At 54.9% G+C, this 16,089-nt stretch carries 16 protein-coding genes; 1 reads left to right on the top strand and 15 read right to left on the bottom strand.

Going from position 1 to position 16,089, the window contains the following annotated elements:
• Positions 1 to 548 precede the first annotated feature (548 nt).
• A complete protein-coding gene (locus KBY02_RS12200; protein ID WP_225650512.1) occupies positions 549 to 2,987 on the top strand; it encodes an SIR2 family protein in 2,439 nt (812 codons plus the stop codon).
• A 116-nt stretch (positions 2,988 to 3,103) separates the two neighbouring features.
• On the opposite strand, the gene KBY02_RS12195 is transcribed toward KBY02_RS12200, so the two are convergent.
• The 15 genes from KBY02_RS12195 to KBY02_RS12125 form a co-directional block, all read right to left on the bottom strand.
• On the bottom strand, positions 3,104 to 3,898 hold the full coding sequence (locus KBY02_RS12195; RefSeq protein WP_225650505.1) for a DNA adenine methylase: 795 nt from the start codon (positions 3,896 to 3,898) through the stop codon (positions 3,104 to 3,106).
• A gap of 203 nt (positions 3,899 to 4,101) precedes the next feature.
• A complete protein-coding gene (locus KBY02_RS12190; protein ID WP_225650503.1) occupies positions 4,102 to 4,647 on the bottom strand; it encodes a glycoside hydrolase family 19 protein in 546 nt (181 codons plus the stop codon).
• 38 nt (positions 4,648 to 4,685) lie between these two features.
• Entirely contained in the window at positions 4,686 to 5,729 is a 1,044-nt protein-coding gene (locus KBY02_RS12185) for a phage late control D family protein (protein ID WP_225650502.1), read from the bottom strand.
• An 82-nt stretch (positions 5,730 to 5,811) separates the two neighbouring features.
• Positions 5,812 to 6,171 (bottom strand): hypothetical protein, encoded by a 360-nt coding sequence (locus KBY02_RS12180; protein WP_225650500.1) that lies wholly within the window; start codon positions 6,169 to 6,171, stop codon positions 5,812 to 5,814.
• A gap of 57 nt (positions 6,172 to 6,228) precedes the next feature.
• Positions 6,229 to 6,435 (bottom strand): tail protein X, encoded by a 207-nt coding sequence (locus tag KBY02_RS12175; protein ID WP_225650498.1) that lies wholly within the window; start codon positions 6,433 to 6,435, stop codon positions 6,229 to 6,231.
• Positions 6,410 to 7,255, bottom strand: a complete 846-nt coding sequence (locus KBY02_RS12170; protein WP_225650496.1) for a phage tail protein — start codon at positions 7,253 to 7,255, stop codon at positions 6,410 to 6,412. The genes KBY02_RS12175 and KBY02_RS12170 overlap by 26 nt, the downstream gene beginning before the upstream one ends.
• 9 nt (positions 7,256 to 7,264) lie before the next feature.
• Positions 7,265 to 10,006, bottom strand: a complete 2,742-nt coding sequence (locus KBY02_RS12165) for a phage tail tape measure protein (RefSeq protein ID WP_225650495.1) — start codon at positions 10,004 to 10,006, stop codon at positions 7,265 to 7,267.
• Positions 10,007 to 10,144: 138 nt separating this feature from the next.
• The gene (locus KBY02_RS12160) at positions 10,145 to 10,417 is read right to left on the bottom strand and encodes a phage tail assembly protein (protein ID WP_003377418.1); all 273 of its coding nucleotides are present in this window, start codon (positions 10,415 to 10,417) and stop codon (positions 10,145 to 10,147) included.
• Positions 10,418 to 10,463: 46 nt separating this feature from the next.
• Positions 10,464 to 10,973 carry a phage major tail tube protein gene (locus KBY02_RS12155; RefSeq protein ID WP_225650493.1) on the bottom strand — a complete coding sequence of 170 codons (510 nt, stop codon included), beginning with the start codon at positions 10,971 to 10,973 and terminating at the stop codon, positions 10,464 to 10,466.
• A gap of 12 nt (positions 10,974 to 10,985) precedes the next feature.
• Positions 10,986 to 12,149 (bottom strand): phage tail sheath family protein, encoded by a 1,164-nt coding sequence (locus KBY02_RS12150; RefSeq protein ID WP_225650492.1) that lies wholly within the window; start codon positions 12,147 to 12,149, stop codon positions 10,986 to 10,988.
• 75 nt (positions 12,150 to 12,224) lie between these two features.
• On the bottom strand, positions 12,225 to 12,656 hold the full coding sequence (locus KBY02_RS12145; protein WP_225650490.1) for a phage tail assembly chaperone: 432 nt from the start codon (positions 12,654 to 12,656) through the stop codon (positions 12,225 to 12,227).
• Complete coding sequence (locus KBY02_RS12140; RefSeq protein ID WP_225650488.1) at positions 12,657 to 14,279, bottom strand: phage tail protein; 1,623 nt, start codon at positions 14,277 to 14,279, stop codon at positions 12,657 to 12,659.
• The gene (locus KBY02_RS12135) at positions 14,276 to 14,881 is read right to left on the bottom strand and encodes a phage tail protein I (RefSeq protein WP_225650487.1); all 606 of its coding nucleotides are present in this window, start codon (positions 14,879 to 14,881) and stop codon (positions 14,276 to 14,278) included. The genes KBY02_RS12140 and KBY02_RS12135 overlap by 4 nt, the downstream gene beginning before the upstream one ends.
• Position 14,882: 1 nt before the next feature.
• Positions 14,883 to 15,764, bottom strand: a complete 882-nt coding sequence (locus KBY02_RS12130) for a baseplate J/gp47 family protein (protein WP_225650485.1) — start codon at positions 15,762 to 15,764, stop codon at positions 14,883 to 14,885.
• Positions 15,761 to 16,087, bottom strand: a complete 327-nt coding sequence (locus KBY02_RS12125) for a GPW/gp25 family protein (RefSeq protein WP_225650483.1) — start codon at positions 16,085 to 16,087, stop codon at positions 15,761 to 15,763. The genes KBY02_RS12130 and KBY02_RS12125 overlap by 4 nt, the downstream gene beginning before the upstream one ends.
• Positions 16,088 to 16,089: the final 2 nt, after the last annotated feature.

Below are 16,089 nucleotides of genomic sequence, written 5' to 3'. Positions count from 1 at the left end.
GTCGGCAAGCACATCACCGCAACGCTCATGCGGGCAAACCTTGCTGCCGGGAAGACTGACCTGATCCAACAGCGGTACAAGTAGTGCAAGTCAGTTTATCGCTAGGCGACCGCATGACTATCAGCAAAAAACTATATATCGCGCGCGGGTGAGGTGTATTTCAATGATTCGGCGGTAAGTACGTCCGCTTCGGCCCAGACAACGGTGCTGCGCCTCCTACAAGCCGATTTTTCAGCATCGCTGTACGCTGAGGTGAAACGAATGGGAGTTGAGACGACCATCGAACTCTCCAGATCGATGAAATCTTCCTCTCACAAAGAAAGATGAAGGTGACGCAGGATCTGCTCGAACGTGCCATTGCCACCCCACTATCTGAAAACGCTGGCAAACGGTCTTCCAAGGTGTGTAACGTCCTGAAACACTCCTACATCCTCCAAATCGCAAGCGTGGATCGGCAGTGGCAATGTGACTCGACAAACCGTTCCGAGTGGCATAGATTGTCAAACGTTTTTATATTACAGTCATAATAATACTAAAAGGATTTATCGATGAGCATATCCATAAGCGAGCTAACCAAAAGGCTAACCCCAGAGAGCACGGTGCTTTTCTTTGGTGCCGGCTCGTCGATCCCTTCAGGTGCTCCGGCTGTTGCTAAACTAATAGAGATATTTTCCTCCAAATTTGGCTTGAGCAGTGAGGGGTACTCACTGAGTGAAATCACTAGCTTAATAGAGCAAAAACGTTCACGCAGGGAAATGATCGATTGCCTGCGTTTAGCATTCAAAAATCTTAGCGTAACTGGGAGCTTGTTAAACATCCCACTATATAACTGGAAAAACATTTATACCACCAACTATGACACACTGATTGAACAATCCTACGCAAAAAAAAATCGTCCAATTTCAGTAACCTCATCTAATTTCGACTTCACACTACAAAAAATACCAGAAACCACAAAGCTATTTAAGATCCACGGAACCATAGACAAAGACGAAGTAGATGGTATACATAGCAGAATTATAATTTCGGAAAACGACTATGATCTGACAAATGAATATAGAGATCACTTATATGAATCTCTAAAATTAGACTTATCCGGGTCTGATTTAGTCATAATTGGATACTCATTAGCCGACCCACATATAAAAGACCTCATAACTAAAGCACTAGACATAAACAGCAAGAGCCACAACCCCTCTACTATATACTTACTACTATACACCGAAGATGAAGACCGCGCCATACTGCACGAAAGAAGAGGTATAAAAGTTGCATTCGGCGGACTTGATAATTTCTTTATCGAGCTAATGAAAAACACAGAGATAACTAACACTTATTCATCAACAGGAGATCCGCTAGATTACAGCCATATACTAAGACCTGTTACAAAAGACGCATCACATGAAATTAAAAACAGTTTAAAAGATGCAAGTTCGATGTTTAATGGATGGCCTGCGTCCTATGCAGATATTTCGGCCAGCCTGACATTCCGCCGAACTTCTGGGCATCTGATTCTTGAACAACTCGACCAAGAAAAAATAACAAATATAGTAATATTGGGTGCTAGCGGAACAGGTAAAACCACATTAGCAAAACAAATTATACATCAGCTAAGTGTGAAGAAATGGCATGCCTGGGAGCACAAATCAGATCACACCTTGCTTTATAGTCACTGGGCTGAAGTAGCGACACATCTTGCAGGAAGCAAAGAGCGTGGCGTGCTACTAATTGATGATGCACACAACCATATCTTTGAAGTTAACGCACTGATTGATCTGCTAGCAGCCGCCAACAATAAAATCTTTAAGATCATTCTAGTTTCAGCGAGAAACCAATGGAATCCCCGCGTAAAAACTCCAAATATATTCAAGCATGGAGCGCAACATGTACTTAAAGGATTAGATGCTTCGGAAGTCGATGAACTACTAACCCTGGTTGATACGAACCAAGATTTGAAGCCATTGGTAGAAAACAGCTTTTCCGGCTTTTCAAGAACTGAACGTAAAAGACGGCTTATGGTCAGATGCGAATCCGATACATTTGTATGTCTCAAAAATATTTTTGCTTCTGAAAAATTTGACGACATCGTTCTTCGTGAGTTCGCGTCTCTACCGGAAGACTATAGAGAAGTCTATCGCCTAGTGGCAGCGATGGAAAGCTCTGGAATCAATGTTCACAGGCAGCTTGTCATAAGACTTTTAGGAATTCCCGCTCAAAATGTTACTGCATCTCTAACCAATCTTGTTGATATAATTCATGAATACGTTATCAGCGAAAAAGACGGAATTTATGGATGGAAGGGACGTCACCCCGTTATAACTGACATCATTTCACAATATAAAATGACGGACATAAAAGAATACTACTCTTTATTTGAGAGAGTTATTGACAATATTGTCCCCACATATGATGTGGAGATACGGACAATTAGACAACTGTGTGGTTTTGAAAAAGGTATCAATAGAATCACCGACAAGCATGTTAGAAATAAACTGCTTCGAAAAATGATATCTGTTGCACCGGGAGAGAGGGTCCCACGCCATAGACTCATAAGGAACCTTATTGATGTAAATGAGCTAGAGAAAGCGGATACGGAGATACGTCTTTTTGAGAATGATTTCAAAGCAGACGGCCCCGTTCAGCGTTTTAAGATTATGCTTTTGCTAGCTAGGGCTGAACGAACTCCCGGAATACTTGATGAGGATCGAATCGCAATTCTTGATAGAGCTAGAACATTGGCGAGTAGCGCTGTGGAAAGATACAAAGACAACAAGGACGTAATGAGAATATACTGTGATGTCGGTATTGAAATTTTTAAAAAAACTAAAGACATGTCTGTCTTTGATGATGCAATGAGCAAATTCAGGCTTGCTGAGGAGCGAATTGGTGATCCTGACATCACTGGCTTGATCATTCAGTACCAGCGCAAAATTGCTGGGTATGACTATGGCTTGATCATCGACTCAGAACATGAGAGCGAACTATAGATAACCACATAGATTTAAACAGCGCCCGGATAGATTATAAAATCTTTATCTAGGCGCAACGACTGTAAGTAGATTAGACCAGCATATTTACCGCAAACTAGAGGCTGATCTTATATCTAGAACAGCCCACGCAGCACCGCTGGTTCCCAGGTCGTGATGACCAGCTCGCCGCTGACATCAGCTTTTCCCTTTCTCTGATTGGCCGTGCTATAGCAAATGTCCACAGTTTCAAAATGAAAGCCTTCAAATACTTGCCGTATGTCTGGATGATCATTAATGCTCACCATGACCTTTCCCTTGCAGTGGCGCATGAAGTCAGCCATTCGCTCGTAATTCTCAAATGGAAAATCTACCCCGTACCCTGCGGTCTGCCAGTACGGCGGATCCATGTAATGGAAAGTGTGAGGCCGGTCGTAACGCTCTGCGCACTCAAGCCACGGCAGGTTCTCCACATACGTACCGGACAAACGCTGCCAGGCCGCAGAAAGGTTTTCCTCGATCCGCAACAGGTTGATGGCCGGGCCGGTCGTGGCAGTGCCGAACGTCTGTCCAGTGACCTTCCCTGCGAAGGCGTGGTGCTGCAGGTAAAAGAACCGGGCGGCGCGCTGGATGTCGGTGAGGGTTTCGGGGCGGGTCATCTTCTGCCACTCAAATACCTGGCGCGAGCTGAGTGCCCATTTGAATTGGCGGACGAATTCTTCAAGGTGGTTTTGGACAACGCGATACAGCGTCACCAGGTCTCCGTTGATGTCGTTCAAGACCTCAACCGGGGCTGCCTGGGGACGCATGAAGTAGAGGGCCGCACCGCCAGCGAACACTTCGACGTAGCATTCGTGGGGCGGGAAAAGCGGGATCAGGCGGTCGGCTAGGCGGCGTTTGCCGCCCATCCAAGGGATGATGGGTGTGGACATAGAAAGCAAGACCTTTACTGTATATATAGACAGGTGCTAGGCTCGCTCCGCTTTGTGCACGAAGCGAGAGCCTTGGCTGGACTTGCAGGGGTAATCTGCGGGATCAGTGACCAGCCGGGATGTTGGCGCATCTCGACTGGTCGCTCTTTTTCAATTTGCTGCTGGGGCTCTTTCGGCTCAGGTCTGAACGGCCCATCGCTCGATCAGGGCAAGACCTTCAAGGCACGCTCGTAGAGCATTTGCCGATCTGCCTGACCATTGGTGCCGCCATTGATACGTTTGGTGATCGTCAGAAAGTCCCCTTTATCCGCCAAAGCATTGAGCCCCGAACGGTGCCAGAACCAACCTGCAGACATGGCTGCATGCTCTGGGCGCTCCAACAGTTCGGGATGTTCCAGCAGATCCAGCCCTAACGCCTCTGCGCACGCGGCGTAATTGTCTCGCCCGGTGACTTGTATAAGTCCCCTGCCCCTATACAACTGCCCATCATCGTCGTCCTCTGGCGTGTTACCAAGGCGCTCAGCCAGCCGCCCGGTGTCGTACTTGTCGAGATATTGATCGCTGCCCAGCTCGCGCACGTAACGAAGCTGGCCGGACTCGTGCCCGACCTGCGCCAGAAACGCAGCAATTCGCAATCTGGTGATAATGGCGTACTTGCTCATCGCAACGTTTAGGACGGGAACAAAAACGCCAGCTCGGGAGCTGGCGTTGGGAAGTATCTGCAGCAATTGCTGCGTGGTTATCGACATGCGTGGTTCTCCTGATGAGTAGATGTTGATCTGGTGGGTTAAAGCTGTACGACCTTGACCGGTTTTTTCTCTTTCTTTTTCTTGCCTTTCGCCTTGGCCTTGCCGGACTTCCCACCATTGCATTCAATAGCCGTGGTCCAGCCAGACTGGGTGAATACCTGTTCAACCGAGTCAACCAGGTACTCGCCATCAAGGCCGACTTTGAAGTCCAGTGCATTGATCAGTCGCTCGGCGAAAAGATCGGTGCGCCCCGCCATTTCCAGCCGAAGACCTGCGGTACTGCGGTTAAATGCCGCGAGGCGTGCCTTGGCTGCCTGCTCAGCAGCGGACTTATTGGGATGGATATGGCGGTCGGTATGAACGGGCGGGAGGCCGTTAGGGGATTGATCGTTGCTAAGCTCAACTACCTGAAGCTTTCCAGTTTTCTTATCCAGATGTTTGGCCTGGACAGCTTTCTGTGTGGTCTTGTCGCTGAGACGAAACTGCCAGCGTGCTACGTCATGACGACGGATCGTTACCACCTCGAGGGCCTTACCGCTCGCGCTCAATCCGTCTTGCCGAGGCAGCACCAGCAACTTACCGTCGGCAACTTTAGCGGTGCAGTCATACTTCTTGGCCACCCGGGTGATGAAGTTGTAATCCGACTCGTCGAGTTGATCGACGCGAGGCACTTTTGTGGTGACGGTACACACCGGCTTCCAGCCATTACGTGTAGCAACTTCGCTGACGATCTGCTGCAGGGTGACGTTCTCCCAACTGCCTGACCGCGTGGTCCGGCCGCTGCCGCGCATATCGCTGGCCTTGCCGCGTATGACCAACGTATCGGGAGGACCGGACGCCTCAATGTCATCAACGGTGTATAGACCCAGTCGGGTCAGTCGATGCCCTTCGTAACCGAGGTATATCTCAATGTCTGCACCACGCGCAGGCAGTGAAACGGCCCGATCCCTGTCGTCGATGCGCAACTCAAACTCATCTGACTCCATCCCAGGCTTATCGCTTGTGCGCAGCAGTAACAGACGGTCGTTTATTAGGGAAGTGATGTCGCTCCCTCCGGCGAGAATGCGGAAAGTAGGCTGCATGAACGAAGTACCCGTCATAAAAAGCCCGCACAAGGCGGGCTTTGACAATTCTTTATGAGGTTTACAGAGTGGAAACTCTGAGTTAGAAATCCAGTGGAGCGCTGGGGTCGACTCTTTGGCCACGGAACAATCCGAGCGTAACTGTTTTCTTGGTTGCACCTACAATCGCGCGACGACGCGCTTCGTCCTTGGTAACGCTATAGGCGGCGGATAGCTCATCCAAGCCCGCGCCATGCAAGCGATCCTCGGCTATTTGGAGGTCAAGATCATGAGGCTCTAGCGTCTTGATAAAATGCACGCCGACTAACGTAAGATCTCCCCCGCCATAAATAGATTCGAGTTCTTTTTTTTCCTCGTTAAAGATTTTTCGAACAAGCTGAGGATCAATGCCTTCGCTGATCAAATTTTCAATGACCGTCTCAGACCAAGAAGCGTATTCCATGCTACCGATTCCTTTCATGACTATTTGAATGTTGCGATGCAATACATACCATATTTCTCAGTTCCAGAGCTGGATCATCTCCTCTGTCTGGATAAGCAGATCCGGCAGCACGATCTGAACGCCCGCCCGATAGGGCTGAGGTTCATCTGCCAAGCCCTGATTGGCATCCAGCACCGCCTCAACACTACCGTTCAGGTGCCCGTAATACTGGTGGCAGATAGTGTCCAGCAGATCTCCGTCAGACGTTCTGCAGATCGTCGCCATAGCTCACAAACTCCAATGAGAAGCCCTGTTTTCGGGGAATTCCGCCGGCGAGCAGGTTGCTCTGTTCTTCATCCACACTGAGCAGGCACCAGTTGCCCAACACCTCCCCGTAACCAGTTGTCAGGCTCAGCGGCTGCAAGTTGCGCCCCATGCTGCGCAAGGTATCCAGTTGCTTGAGACCGCCCTTGAAGCCGGGGAAAATGGCTCCCTTTAAACTCAGCTTATCGTCGCCCAAACCAACTGCCTGTTGCGCAATGCTGCGGGTCAAACGTTCTTGCCCGGCCCACCGGAACGCGGTCTGCCTGCGAAGCTCATCGAAGGCCGCAGTGTCCAGGTTGAAGTAGTAAGGCTGCGCCTCGGGCTTGAGCGGCTGGACGATCAGTAGATGCGGGAATGGCTTCACTGCCTCGGGTGCCGGTGTCATCTGCGCTGCGAAGCTGCCCGTCGGTACGATGTTGCCCAGCGCAGGACTGACATTCCCGGCCACCCTGTTTATGGCGGCAACGGCTTTGGACGCTTGCTCTTTGAACGTCCCCAGGCGCTCTTGCACCTGCGCCGCCGCACTGGTCGCCTGCCCGTACATCGCCGCCACCTGCCCAACCTTTGTCTGCGCGACACTGATGCCCCGCATGGTGCGTTGCAGTTTTTCACCAATGGCCGGGCCAATGAACGGAATGTTCTCCAGCTCCGACGCGGCCCCTGTCATATCGCCAATGGCCCCGTTCAAGGGGCCGAGCATGTCATCCAGGCTACGGCGTCCCACCTCTCCCGCTGCAATCAGGTATTTCAACGATGACTGCAGCTGTTCTGCATAAGCCATAACCTTTCCTCAACCCACGTGCGGGGCATCAAACAGTTGGCGGGCAGCCGCCTGCCGACTGAACTCTTCAAATTGGCGCTGCAGAAACGGTGCAATGTCACGCGCCAGCTGTGCCGGGTCCTTTACATCACCTTGTACGTTGACGGGCATATTCGGCGAGAAGGTGAATTGCTGGTCGACCTTGGCGGGTTCAGGCTTGCTCTGCTCGGCAGCCTTGACTACAGCAGGCAATGCCAGCGGGGCAGGTGCGACTGCCGCCATCGCCTTGACCACATCGCCAGGTGCAGCAGAAGGTTTGGTGTCCCCGGTCTTGCCAGCGATGGCCTCGGTTTTTTCATCTGAGCCAAACAGTGCTTTGCCCAGAAAGCCACCGATATCCTGCCCGCCCATGCCACCAAGAAAGGCACCCACCGCCCCCCCGATGGCCGTACCTATCACCGGCACGATAGAGCCAATCGCGGCACCCGCTGCACCACCTGCCAATGCGCCAGCCAGGCCACCTGCCGCGCCACCGTAGCCTTCCGCTTTCTCGTCCTGGGTCTCGGCGTTTTGGTACGTATCCAGAGCGAGCATGCACGCATCCAGAAACTTCGCGCCGGGGACCATCTTGGCAACGCCGCCCAGCTTTCCTGCGGCACCGGCCAACCGCGCCAGTCGGCCTGCTGGTACAGGAGGGGCTGGCGGCATCGGAGGGCGCGGAGGTCCTGCGCGTCGACCACCAGCACCACCTGCAGCACCACGCCGACGGCTGCGGCGTGACCGACGTTGATCACCCGGTGCATCCGAACCGCCACCGAATGCACTGGCGTTGACCACAAAGACCTTCTGCGGCTCAGAGCTGCTGCCGCCCTTGGCACCGTCAGAGTCATTACCACCCTCACCAAACAGATCGAGGATCTTCAGACCGGTATCGACCGGATCAAAGCCGGTCTTGCCGGTTTCCTCTGCGTCGTCATCAGCATCGTCAGCGCCGCTCTTGCCGTCGGCATCAGCTTTGTCCTTACCCTTTACTTTTGCTTTGTCCTTGCCTTTAAACGCTTTGAGACCGGTTTCCAGCAGGCCTTTGACCGCGCCCACCTTCCCTTCGGACTTATCGTCTTTGTCGCCAGAGTTGGTGACGTAGACTTTCTGGATCTTGTTCGGATTGCCGCCCAGCGCGCCACGTCCGAGATTGAGCAACCCCTTTCCAATTTTGAAAGCACTGGCCGCAGACTTCAGCGCGACCAGCCCTCCGCCGAGTAGCGCAATGGCAAGAACGACAGGTTTGGCATTATCAGAAAGCGTTGTAAATTCCTTGGCGGTTGCCGTTATACCCTTTGCAACCGCATCAGTGACCGGCCGTATCGCGTCACCAATGCTGCGCATGGAATCGTTGACGGCCTGGAACGTCTCGGCCCAGATCTGCGACGATGCACCGCGGCGCTCGGCAAGGTTCTTGTCGAGGATCCCCGAAGCATTCTGTGAGTCTTTTTTCAGCTGCTCATACAGCGCGCGGTTCTGTGTGTAAGCGGTCAGTGCAGCCTTGACCTGCATGTCAGCAAACAGATCGCCAGTGCGCAGCGCCTGCTCCAGCGAGTCCAGCATCTCTTTGGCTTTCGCCGGATCAGCCTCCTTACTGATCTTGGCCGTTGCCTCCTTCATTTTCTTGGCTTTTTCAGGGTCTGTCTTTTCGATGTAGCGCTGGGCCAGCGCGAAGCTGGACTCAAGGGTCGACATTCCCTTTTGGATACCGGTGTTCAGCGATCCCTGATAATCGATACCAACGTCCTTGTACGACTTCACCACGTCGGTGGAGCCGATCTTCTCCATCCAGTTCTTCAAGTTGTTGGCGGCCTCATCCGAACCACCGGCCGTTTTCATCTGGACCTGCAGCATTGCGCCGAGCTGGCTTACCGAATCCATGCCGGTGACACCCAACTTGCCCATGCCCGCCAGCAACTGCGGAAACCAGCGAGCCATGTCGCTGGCTTCAAAGCTGCCCGCCTGCCCCTGCATGGCAATTGCCTCGAGGGCTTTTTCCATGACCTTGGGGTCGGTGATCTTGGCGTTCTGCTGCAGTGCCTGAATCATGTTGGCCGTATCGTTGCCGCTGGCCCCCTGCCCGACTGCAAACTTCGCTGCCACCGGCGCGTAGGACAGTGCCTTGTCCAGGCTCATGCCTGCGCCAACCAGCTTGTTGACCAGGTCGGCCACGTCATTGCGTGCCATGCCGGTGTCTTGCGAGGTCTTGATGACAGAGTTGGTCAGCTCCGCTTCCTGCGGCTGATTGACTACACCGGCCTTGATGGCGATGTCCCGGATGATTGCCTGATAGTCGGCACTGATCTTCGTCGGTACAGCCATTGCGCCGACACCCGCGACGGCGGTGCCGATCCCCGACTTGAGCCCGGCCTTGCCCTGCTCGATCTGTTGATGCCCCTTGACCTTGAGGTCCATGCTTCTGGCCACACGGTCAAGGGACTGATATTCCTGCCTGAGCTTACCGACCTGAACACCCTGCTTACGCAGGGTATCGAGGTTGTTCTCAAGCTTGCGCAGCAAACCAGAGGCCGATGCGGCACCACTGTCATGCGCTTTCTTCCACTCATCACGCAGGCGCATGGTTTCGCCAATCGTGTTTCTCAGCACCTTGGCCTGATTACCGCGCTGCTCCAGCTTCTTGATGCGGTTTTCAACGGTGTTGAACGCTGCACCCACAGTCGGGCTGACAGCGCCGCCAATCACCAGGCCCAATGCCAGATTGTTCGCCATCACTCACCTCTGATGTTGGGATGGGCTCAGTCCGTGAGCCACCAGATCATGTCCGAGAAAGACATGGACATGATTTCCGCCGACGAAAAACCCAGCTCTTTTGCGAGCCGCTTCGCCGCGAGCCTCTGCAATGCGGGGTCAAAGCTCGTCGTCGCGCACCAGGCGAAAATAACCGGCCTGCAGGCGGCTGTAGTCTTTGAGGGACAGCCCTTCAAGATCGCGGACGCCCATCTCGGCCAGGGATGCAAACAGGTTCAGCTCGCGTTGTTCGTCGTCGCCGTTGGCAGCCGCCTGGGCGGTGCGCACATCGCGCACGGTAGGCGCGCGCATGGTGATGGTGTCGACCTGAACGCTGTTAACCTCGGCAGGCTTGGTCAGCTTCACCGACACGCTCTCGGCCGTCAGGGTCATCCACTTCGGATTGGGATTTACTTGAGACACAGATTTTTTCCTTCTATCAGAGGCCAAGGGCCGAACGTTCTGCAGCGAGTTGATCGACACCGTTGATCACACGCTTCATGCCCAGCGTATCGATCTCGTAGACCACACGGCCATCCACTTCCAGCTTGTAGTAAGTGAGCGCGACTGCGTGTTTGATCTCGGCCTTGTCACCCGCTTTCCAGTCCCCCATGTCGACCTCTTTGAGTCGGCCACGCTGGGTCACCACGACCGGGGTGATCTTGCCTTTGAGCCCTTTGAAGGCACCACGGAACACACCGTTGAAGGCCGTACCGTCCGCCAGACCGAAGAACTTCAGGGACTCACGACGCACGCCTGTGGTGGTGAAATTGGACTCCTGCTTTTCCATGCCCATGTCCAGCTCAACCGGCAAGTCCATGCCACCGCCACGGTGCTCTTCAGTCTTGAGCGTCATTTTGGGCAGGGTCAGGCTGGGCACGTCGCCCTGAAAGCTGACACCGTCCACGAACAGGTTCAGGTTGCTCAGTGTTTCGGGAATCATTGCCATCGTTGCAGCTCCTTAAGCGGCAGAGTCGAGCACTTCGGTCAGCCATTGATTGGTGACTTCAACGCGGAAGTTTGGGTTTTCGGCAGGCGGCACATCGGTGAAACGGATGTTCCAGTACACCTTGCCCTGCTCCAGCTGAGTGGCCGTGTTCAACTCGGTGTCTGCGAACACTTCAAAGTTGATGATCGCGCCCTGATTCTTCAGGTCACGCATGAACGCCTGCAGGCCCTCGGTCACATCCTTGACGTAGGTGGCAGTGATCGAGCGGTCGACCGCCCATTTGTGTCCGAAGAGGATCGCGTCCATGACGATGTCCATGGTGCGCACGCGGGTCACGAACGCCCATTTGGGATCGCTGCTGAGCGTGCGGTTGCCCCACAGGCGATAGCCGTCGTCGCGGATGATGGTGGCGATATTGGCGTTGTTGAGCAGGTTGGCCCGGCAGGTTTCGTCACCGTCCAAAAACTCGATGGGCCGCTTGGTGCCCGTGATGCCTGCGAACTCTTTGTTCGACGGCGAGGCCCAGAAACCGTACTCCGCGTCGGTCCAGGCGAATAGGCCCGCCACCCAGGCAGAGCCCGGTGCATCAACCGTCTCGCTGGCCGTCGTATCCCAATACTGGACACCGGGGTCGACCATGAAAGAACGCTTGCCGCCGAAGTTTTTGGCATATGCCATGACCGCTTCGTCAGTGGTGTTAGGGCCATCAATGATCGGCAGCGCTCGCAGCTTGTCTGCCAGGGCCGTCAGGGCTTTACCGACTGCAAGGATCGAACTGTGCTTGGGCGCGATCAGCAGTCGAGGCTGGGCATTGAAGCGGCTCTTGCCGTCGAGCAGTGCCTGGAGCCCGGTGCGGGTACCATCGGCTTTGACACCGCCGATGATGGCGGAGGTCTGCAGGGCCGCGTCGTCCAGCTTGGCGACGCCGCATGCAACGATCACAGCCTTGGCTTTGACGTAGATCGCCTGACAGGCTTTGGTGATCGCCGAGTCAGGACCAAACGCTGCAATAGCCTCGCGCTCGGAAGTGATAAGCACCAGGTCATTGACCTTGGCGCTGTAAGCAGGCGCTTCCGTGAACGTATCCACCAAGCCAATGATCGAGGACGTGGGGAGCGAAATGGTGCGTGCGCCGGTATCGACGTTCGTCACAGTCACGCCGTGGAAGAAACTCATAGGACAATCTCCAGAAACGAAAAACCCCGCATGGCGGGGTTGGGTGGTGCTGCGTTATGCGTAACGGGCGAGCGCTTAGACGAGCGCCGACACCCAGTCAGGAGGCTGGGGGCGACTCTCTGCGCTCGGGAATGCAGGTAACTCCGGCCAGTCACGAAGATCCAGCCGCCAGGCTTGAAGTGCTGAGTACTGATCATCATCCAGCGTGGTCGCGCGCTTAGCTTCCTTTTCGTCGCGGTGACGCACGATCAGTGGGTCGGTGGTTGCCAGCCACTGGTCGCGCCAGTAGCGAGCGCCCTGTCTCAGTTGCTCGTCACTGGCCGGGGGCGGATCTTCGAGGATCGGGAAGCCAGCCGCTCCCGTGACAATGAGCTGGCCCTCGCCCTGTCCGCCCAGCAACATCGAATAGTCCTGCTCTGACACTTCCACGGCGTCGTCAGGCATATCGTCACCTAGGATGTCAGGGCGACAAAAAGCACCCAGCGAAGCACTCCAGTAGTTGTTCATTTATTCACCTATGGCCCAAACACGAATAATGCGCGCACCCGTATCCTCACTGAAGGCAAAGCCGTTGACGGACCCGAGGCCAAGCCCCTCCGTGGTGATTTGAAACTTGTTGATCCCCGCCCCGTTCCCTTGGATCGCAAACGCCTGATGGCATGCGTTTAGAAAACTGGTTGGGAGAACCGCAGTCCAGGCTATTGACGCCCCTGCTACGGGGGTCAAAGCAATCTGCGTCCATTGAAGTATCTTTCCACTCAACAAGCGGGTCCATCCGGATTGTGCTCCGGACTTCATCTGCCCCTTGATGCGGCCGGCCTCAACTTTATCGATCCGGAAAACCAAATCAGAACCGGAGTTCTGCCCTCCACCTTCCGCAAACATGCCACTGTCGCCATCCTCGGCGAACGTGTAGCCCGCCACCGATGAGTTGTCCTCAGTATTAGGGGGACCTTTGGGCACCCTCACGCCCCGGAAGAACTGGGCCGCGCCGCCAGCGATGTGCTGGAAAATCAGATCGCCATTTGCCGCAAGCTGAATAACGCCGTCTGCAGAGCTAAACATCCCGGTATCGTCATCAAATACAAAACCACTGTCGTTCGTGTTGCCCGCAGTGGCCGCGCCTACCTTGGCCTTCAACCTGCCCTTGAGTTGTCCTCCAGACAGGCTGAGCTTTTGCGAAAGCCCAGCCGCCAGCGCGGCCTGCACAAATTCGGTGTTGGCAGCCAGCTTGTTGTTGGCACCTACCGCAGCCGTGGGCACCGTAGGTGTGCCCAACAGAGCCGGAGACAGCAATGGAGCAAAGCCCGCCGTGATGTTCTGGAAAACCAACGGGGTTGTTCCAACACGAATCTGCCCCCCTGTAAGCAGTTGCCAGATTGTGTCGGCCAGCAAAGTCCCCTCTTCTACGGAAACAATAAGCGCGGCAGTTACCTCAGGATCACTGTCTGCGTCTTGCGAGCGCAGCCAGTTGCCGCTGGCAACTACCGTATAGAGGCCATTCTCTTTTCCAGCGGTCTGCGACTTGACCAAGACCCGGTCACCGTCGACAAGCTCAATGCCGTCCACGGTCTGCAGACCGGACAATTTGATGTCTGTCGAAGTCGCAACCCGTACCGACTGCTTGTGATCGAGCTTGTTGAGTTCGTCGGCGACTTTATCGTCAACGTAAGCACGCGTTGCCAGCACGACAGAAGGGTCAATTTTCAGCTCAACGTTGCTGGTATTGCTGACCAGCAGGTTGATACGAACTATCTGGGTACGGCCGGACCCTTGAGTCAGCGCCGGTTTGTATGATGGCGCACAGTTTGCGACCGCCACCATGTCTCCATCGGAGTCGTACAAGGCGATTTCACGAATCCAGAACCCGCCCACTTCAGCCGGGATGACCTGCTCGGCGATGATGATTGCGTTGTTGGCAGGGTCAACCTTGAGCTGGTTGAGCGGTGCTCGACGTCGCTCGTTAATCAGTTTTTTCTGCGAGGCATCCGGAACAGGATCGGCTCCGTTGGCATCCCCGACGCCCATTTGTGCAATTTTCCATGCGATGCCCAACGCATCGGCGTTCGCCTGTTTGGCAGCACCGATGTTGGTCAAGATGGCAAAGAATTGCGAAGTCTGATCGATCATGCGAAGACATCCAGAGTATCGATAGTGGTTTCACGTCCACCCAACCCGACAAAACCCGTGACATCGATGTCACGCTGCACAGGTGGGTAAACATCGATTTCATCGCCTTCGGAAACCGACAAGGCCATGTAAAACCTGCCGGTCGTTTCCAGGCTTATAGCCAGCTCCCGCATGTGCCGACTGACCGGCTTGGCGTCGTCAATCAGTGCAGTCAGCTCTTGATACATCTCTTCGGTAATACCGGTATCCAGCACTCCGACTTTCAGAGCAAAGGTTCCGGGTATGCCCTGTGGCACTGTCTCCCACCACTCCATCACGTCAATCAGATAACCCAACGGCTCAACTACGCGGCGGATAGCACCAATGGTGCCTTTGCGGGCATGGATGAAAAACGAAGCGGCAATAGCCGCACGCTTCACCGGCTCGGACCATTCATCATCCCAACGATCCACGGACCAAGCCCAGGCAAGGTGGTACAGCAGGTGTGCAGGACAGGTCTGCGGGTTGTACAACGTGCGCAATGGAATCTGGGTGACTTCATTCGTAGCCACTTCAATGGCGCGTTCCAACTGGGTGCTGTTGAGGGGGAGCAAGCTGATCATCTCAACTACCCCGCGTCACAGTGAATGCTTCGCACCAGGCTGCCTGCGCCTTCGTCGGGCGGATGTCGGTCCAGCCTTGCAGATCAACCCGGCTGACACCGCTGATGTGCAATTGCGCATCTACGCCTGACCGAGCGACCTCAAGGCCAAGCCGTCTTCGGGGATTGATCCAGGACTGCAGACGGCTTTTGCATTCGGCCAGAGTCGCCTCGGTTTCAGGACCACTGCCGACCATATGAACAACCGCATTGATCCGATAAGGCAGGATTTCTGCGCTCTGCACTGTCAGGCGGTCACCCAGCGGGCGTACATCTTCGTCACTGAGATTGAGCCGAACGGTCTCCAGCAGATCTGCACTGGCCACACCGCTGCCTTCCAGTGCGAGCACCGTGACAACCACCACCGCCGGAGAAGGACTCTCGGCGGTCGCATCGGCCACCAGCGCCGAAGCATTGCGTGCATGCAGGATGTAGCTGTTTCGTGGTCCCGCCGTGGTGAGCCCTTCATAGGCCAGTTGGACACGTTCCTGCAAGGCGTCATCTTCTTCCATGACTGCAGCGGTTGGCGGCACGGCGTTCGGATCTGCCGCCTGAATCTCCAGACGCCTGAGATTAACGTTGGCTGCCAACTGATCGAGATCCGCTTTTCGGGCATAGGCCAGCAGCAGAGCCTTGGCCGCATCGTTGACTCGGGCGCGGTTCTGAAGCCGTCGATAAGCGCCCAGTTCAAGCAGTTTTGTCACCGGGTCACTTTCCAGCAAGGCGCTCCAGTTATCGCCCATGTACTCACGAAATGCGCTCAGCTCGCCCTGATAGACCTCTTCAAAGTCCAGGTCTTCGAGCACCTGTGGCGCGGGCAGCGCCGACAATTCGATCAGGCTCATGCCGTTACCTCCAATACTGCGTTGTCACCGAGGTAGGTGCCTGTCAGTTGCAAGGTGACCTGTCCGTTCAGAACGGCAACCACCCTCACCCGCTCAAGGCGCAGGCGCGGCTCCCAGCGTGAAAGCGATCTTGCGACCTCGGCCTGCACTGCGCTCTTCCAACCATCGTTGACGGGCAGGTCCACGAATCGCCTGATCTTGCTGCCGTACTCTGGCAGCATGCGCCGGCTGCCAATCGGTGTCGTGAGGATGTCTTCGATGGACTGCCGCAGGTGCGCCAGGCCGGAGACGGGCTGACCGGTTCGGCGATCCATTCCGATCATGA

Origin of the sequence: Pseudomonas sp. P129 (assembly GCF_020312195.1) — a bacterium.
Taxonomy (GTDB): domain Bacteria; phylum Pseudomonadota; class Gammaproteobacteria; order Pseudomonadales; family Pseudomonadaceae; genus Aquipseudomonas; species Aquipseudomonas fragariae.
The sequence above is the reverse complement of the archived record's forward strand: the minus strand, read 5'-3'. Positions and strand labels throughout refer to the sequence as shown.

Bases quoted from the DNA above. Each gene is read 5' to 3' on its own strand.
- KBY02_RS12200 (WP_225650512.1), top strand. From the start codon at position 549: ATGAGCATATCCATAAGCGAGCTAACCAAAAGGCTAACCCCAGAGAGC.
- KBY02_RS12195 (WP_225650505.1), bottom strand. From the start codon at position 3,898: ATGTCCACACCCATCATCCCTTGGATGGGCGGCAAACGCCGCCTAGCC.
- KBY02_RS12190 (WP_225650503.1), bottom strand. From the start codon at position 4,647: ATGTCGATAACCACGCAGCAATTGCTGCAGATACTTCCCAACGCCAGC.
- KBY02_RS12185 (WP_225650502.1), bottom strand. From the start codon at position 5,729: ATGCAGCCTACTTTCCGCATTCTCGCCGGAGGGAGCGACATCACTTCC.
- KBY02_RS12180 (WP_225650500.1), bottom strand. From the start codon at position 6,171: ATGGAATACGCTTCTTGGTCTGAGACGGTCATTGAAAATTTGATCAGC.
- KBY02_RS12175 (WP_225650498.1), bottom strand. From the start codon at position 6,435: ATGGCGACGATCTGCAGAACGTCTGACGGAGATCTGCTGGACACTATC.
- KBY02_RS12170 (WP_225650496.1), bottom strand. From the start codon at position 7,255: ATGGCTTATGCAGAACAGCTGCAGTCATCGTTGAAATACCTGATTGCA.
- KBY02_RS12165 (WP_225650495.1), bottom strand. From the start codon at position 10,006: ATGGCGAACAATCTGGCATTGGGCCTGGTGATTGGCGGCGCTGTCAGC.
- KBY02_RS12160 (WP_003377418.1), bottom strand. From the start codon at position 10,417: ATGACCCTGACGGCCGAGAGCGTGTCGGTGAAGCTGACCAAGCCTGCC.
- KBY02_RS12155 (WP_225650493.1), bottom strand. From the start codon at position 10,973: ATGGCAATGATTCCCGAAACACTGAGCAACCTGAACCTGTTCGTGGAC.
- KBY02_RS12150 (WP_225650492.1), bottom strand. From the start codon at position 12,149: ATGAGTTTCTTCCACGGCGTGACTGTGACGAACGTCGATACCGGCGCA.
- KBY02_RS12145 (WP_225650490.1), bottom strand. From the start codon at position 12,656: ATGAACAACTACTGGAGTGCTTCGCTGGGTGCTTTTTGTCGCCCTGAC.
- KBY02_RS12140 (WP_225650488.1), bottom strand. From the start codon at position 14,279: ATGATCGATCAGACTTCGCAATTCTTTGCCATCTTGACCAACATCGGT.
- KBY02_RS12135 (WP_225650487.1), bottom strand. From the start codon at position 14,881: ATGATCAGCTTGCTCCCCCTCAACAGCACCCAGTTGGAACGCGCCATT.
- KBY02_RS12130 (WP_225650485.1), bottom strand. From the start codon at position 15,764: ATGAGCCTGATCGAATTGTCGGCGCTGCCCGCGCCACAGGTGCTCGAA.
- KBY02_RS12125 (WP_225650483.1), bottom strand. From the start codon at position 16,087: ATGATCGGAATGGATCGCCGAACCGGTCAGCCCGTCTCCGGCCTGGCG.